The 4,032-nt window shown below is 71.2% G+C and carries 3 protein-coding genes; all 3 read left to right on the forward strand.

Annotated elements, in window-relative coordinates:
* Positions 1–186 precede the first annotated feature (186 nt).
* The 3 genes from sucC to ACIOHP_RS49890 all read left to right on the forward strand — a co-directional run bounded on the left by sucC (position 187) and on the right by ACIOHP_RS49890 (position 3,945).
* The gene (gene sucC / locus ACIOHP_RS49880; protein WP_401898517.1) at positions 187–1,317 is read left to right on the forward strand and encodes an ADP-forming succinate--CoA ligase subunit beta; all 1,131 of its coding nucleotides are present in this window, start codon (positions 187–189) and stop codon (positions 1,315–1,317) included.
* A gap of 11 nt (positions 1,318–1,328) precedes the next feature.
* Entirely contained in the window at positions 1,329–2,231 is a 903-nt protein-coding gene (gene sucD / locus ACIOHP_RS49885; RefSeq protein ID WP_401898519.1) for a succinate--CoA ligase subunit alpha, read from the forward strand.
* A 157-nt stretch (positions 2,232–2,388) separates the two neighbouring features.
* Positions 2,389–3,945, forward strand: a complete 1,557-nt coding sequence (locus ACIOHP_RS49890; RefSeq protein WP_401898521.1) for an aldehyde dehydrogenase family protein — start codon at positions 2,389–2,391, stop codon at positions 3,943–3,945.
* Positions 3,946–4,032 lie beyond the last annotated feature (87 nt).

The following is a 4,032-nucleotide window of genomic DNA, read 5'->3' on the forward strand; positions in this document are numbered from 1 at the left end:
GTCACAGGTCACCTCGCTTGTCCGTTGCCTTGAGCGTGCCGGCGGCGCTGATCCTGAACCGTGCTCGGTAGATTGCATACAGTCGACGAATACTGTATGAAGATTGTTATCCCGCATCCCGTGGGTGATGTCCAGGGGTCGTGCACCACTTTTCAGACGCGACCCGATCGAGACGGGAGCCGAACCATGGACCTGTACGAGTACCAGGCCCGCGGGCTCTTCGAGGAACACGGCATCCTCGTGCCGAGGGCGGAGGTCACCGACTCACCCAGGGAGGCGCGGGAGATCGCGCGCAGGCTGGGCGGCCCGGCCGTCGTCAAGGCGCAGGTGAAGACCGGGGGGCGGGGCAAGGCCGGCGGTGTGCGGCTCGCGGCCGACCCGGCCGCGGCGGAACTGGCGGCACGCCGGATCCTCGGCATGTCCATCAAGGGCCACACCGTCGGCAAGGTCATGCTGGCCCAACCGGTGGACATCGAGGCCGAGTTCTACGTCTCGTACGTCCTCGACCGCGCGGCGGGCCGCTTCCTCGCCATCGCCTCCGCCCAGGGCGGCATGGAGATCGAGGAGGTCGCCGCCGCGCGCCCGGAGGCGGTCGCCCGTGTACACATCGACCCGGCCGAAGGGGTCACCTCCGCCAAGGCGGGAGAGATCGCCGAGGCCGCCGGCCTCCCGCCGCGGACCGCCGACGTCCTCGTACGGCTGTGGCAGGTACTGGTCCGCGAGGACGCCGTCCTCGTCGAGGTCAATCCGCTGGTCCGCACCCGGCAGGGACAGCTCCTCGCCCTCGACGGCAAGGTCACACTCGACGACAACGCCCGCTTCCGGCAGGCCCGTTGGGGCGTCGAGGAAGCGGAGCACGGGGACGCGCTGGAGGCGGCAGCGGCCGCCAAGGGCCTCAACTACGTCAAGCTCGACGGCGAGGTCGGCATCATCGGCAACGGCGCGGGTCTGGTCATGTCGACCCTCGACGTGGTCGCCGGCTGCGGCGCCCGGCCGGCCAACTTCCTCGACATCGGAGGCGGGGCGTCCGCCCAGGTGATGGCCGACGGGCTGTCCGTCATCCTCTCCGACCCGGCGGTCAAGTCGGTGTTCGTCAACGTCTTCGGCGGCATCACCGCGTGCGACGCGGTCGCCGACGGGATCGTACGGGCCCTGGACACCGTCCAGTTGACCAGACCGCTCGTCGTACGCCTCGACGGCAACAACGCCGCCCGCGGCCGCGCCGTCCTCGACGCGTACGCCCATCCGCTGGTCCAGCAGGCCACCACCATGGACGGCGCCGCCCGCCGCGCCGCCCGACTCGCCGACACAGCCTGAGGAGGCGGCACATGGCGATCTACCTCACCAAGGAGAGCAAGGTCCTCGTCCAGGGCATGACCGGCGGCGAGGGCATGAAGCACACCCGCCGCATGCTCGCGGCCGGCACGAACGTCGTCGGCGGCGTCAACCCGCGCAAGGCCGGCCGGACCGTCGACTTCGACGAGCGTGCCGTACCTGTTTTCGGGTCGGTTGCCGACGGTATACAGTCGACCGGAGCCGATGTCACCGTCGTCTTCGTACCGCCCGCCTTCGCCAAGGCGGCCGTCATCGAAGCCGCCGACGCCGGTATCGGGCTCGCCGTCGTCATCACCGAGGGCATCCCCGTCCACGACTCCGTCGCCTTCACCGCGTACGCGAAGGAGAAGGGCACCCGGATCATCGGCCCCAACTGCCCGGGCCTGATCACCCCCGGACAGTCCAACGCGGGCATCATCCCGGCCGACATCGCCAAACCCGGACGCGTCGGCCTGGTCTCCAAGTCGGGCACGCTCACCTACCAACTCATGTACGAGCTGCGCGACATCGGCTTCACGACCTGTGTCGGCATCGGCGGCGACCCCGTCGTCGGCACCACCCACATCGACTGCCTGGCCGCGTTCCAGGACGACCCCGACACCGAACTCGTCGTACTCATCGGCGAGATCGGCGGCGACGCCGAGGAACGCGCGGCCGCCTACATCGAGCGGCACGTCGGCAAACCCGTCGTCGGCTACATCGCCGGATTCACGGCGCCCGAGGGAAAGACCATGGGACACGCGGGCGCCATCGTGTCCGGTTCCTCGGGCACGGCGCAGGCCAAGAAGGAAGCCCTGGAAGCGGTCGGCGTCAAGGTCGGCGACACCCCGACCGAGACGGCCCGCCTCGTGCTCGACCTGCTGGCGACCGACCGCGACGCGACCCGCGAGGTCTGACCGCCCGGCGCCACCGAGTTCCTCCCTGTACACACGACCCCTCGTCCGTACACGCGACCACTCGTCGCACGGACCTGCCCTCCGCGGTTCCGCAGCACCTTCCGCGGAGGCCAGGCACCCCCCGCCCCCGACTGTGCACCGAGAGCGGAGACACCGAATGACAACCACCCTCAACTCCACCCCCCTCGTGGTGAAATCCGGTACCACCTGGGACGACGCCTGGCGGCGCTGTCTCGCGGCCGCCCCCGAGGCGTTCCGCGACGACCGGGTCCTCAACCTCTGGAACGCCGCCTGGCACGCGGACGGCCGGGCCCTGCCCGCCACCAGCCCCGTCGACGGCAGCCCGATCGCCGGCCCGCCGCGGCTGGACCGCGAAGCCGCCCACCAGGCCGTCCGCGCCTCCCTCGACCAGCACCGCGCCTGGCGGCACATCCCCCTCGAAGAGCGCCGAGCCCGTGTCGCGGCCACCCTCGACGCCCTCACCCAGCACCGCGAACTCCTCGCCCTGCTGCTCGTCTGGGAGATCGGCAAGCCGTGGCGGCTCGCTCAGGCCGACGTCGACCGGGCCATCGACGGGGTGCGCTGGTACGTCGACGGTATCGAGCCGATGGTCGCCGGGCGGGCTCCGCTGGACGGTCCGGTGTCCAACATCGCCAGCTGGAACTATCCGATGAGCGTGCTCGTCCACGCCATGCTGATCCAGGCCCTGGCGGGCAACGCGGTCATCGCCAAGACCCCGACCGACGGCGGTGTCGCCTGTCTGACCCTGGCCTGCGCGCTCGCCGCCCGTGAGGGGATCCCCGTCACCCTGGTCAGCGGCAGCGGAGGCGAGCTGTCCGAGGCGCTGGTGCGGGCGCCCGAGATCGGCTGCGTCTCCTTCGTCGGCGGCCGCGACACCGGCGCCGCCGTGGCCACCGCCGTCGCCGACCTCGGCAAGCGTCATGTCCTCGAACAGGAGGGGCTGAACACCTGGGGCATCTGGAACTTCTCGGACTGGGACGCCCTCACCGCCGTCATCCCCAAGCTCTTCGACTACGGCAAGCAGCGCTGCACGGCGTACCCGCGTTTCGTCGTCCAGCGGGAGCTGTTCGACGACTTTCTGGCCGCCTACCTCCCCGCGGTGCGCACGCTCAAGGTCGGCCACCCGCTCGCCGTCGCCCGGGCCGACGACCCCTGTCCGGCACTGGACTTCGGCCCGGTGATCAACGCGGCCAAGGCGAAGGATCTGCACGACCAGGTCGCCGAGGCCATCGCCCGCGGCGCCGTCCCCCTGCACCGGGCCAGTGAAAGCGACGCGCGCTTCCTGCCGGGCCAGGACACCTCGGCGTACGTCCAGCCCGTCACGCTGCTCAACCCGCCCCCGTCCTCACCGCTGCACCACGCGGAACCGTTCGGCCCGGTCGACACCATCGTCCTGGTCGACACCGAGGCGGAGCTGCTGGCCGCGATGAACGCCTCCAACGGCGCGCTGGTGGCCACGCTGTCCACGGACGACCGGTCCACCTTCGACCGTCTCGCCCCGCAGATCCGGGCGTTCAAGGTCGGCCACGGCACGCCGCGCTCACGGGGCGACCGCGACGAACTGTTCGGCGGGTTCGGCGCGTCCTGGCGCGGCGCGTTCGTCGGCGGCGAGCTGCTGGTGCGCGCGGTGACGCAGGGCCCGGCGGGGGAGCGGCTGCCCGGGAACTTCCCCGAGTACCAGCTCATGCCGTGACCGGCGGCCGAGGGCGGCGCCCGTACGAGGGCGCCGCCCTCGGGACATCGCGTGCAGACGTCGACGTACGAGTGAGGTGGCGATCAT

This window comes from Streptomyces sp. NPDC087859 (genome assembly GCF_044742595.1).
In the GTDB taxonomy this organism is placed as follows: domain Bacteria; phylum Actinomycetota; class Actinomycetes; order Streptomycetales; family Streptomycetaceae; genus Streptomyces; species Streptomyces canus_F.

Excerpts from the sequence above, each read along its gene's own strand:
- sucD (WP_401898519.1), top strand. The coding sequence starts at position 1,329 with ATGGCGATCTACCTCACCAAGGAGAGCAAGGTCCTCGTCCAGGGCATG.
- sucC (WP_401898517.1), top strand. The coding sequence starts at position 187 with ATGGACCTGTACGAGTACCAGGCCCGCGGGCTCTTCGAGGAACACGGC.
- ACIOHP_RS49890 (WP_401898521.1), top strand. The coding sequence starts at position 2,389 with ATGACAACCACCCTCAACTCCACCCCCCTCGTGGTGAAATCCGGTACC.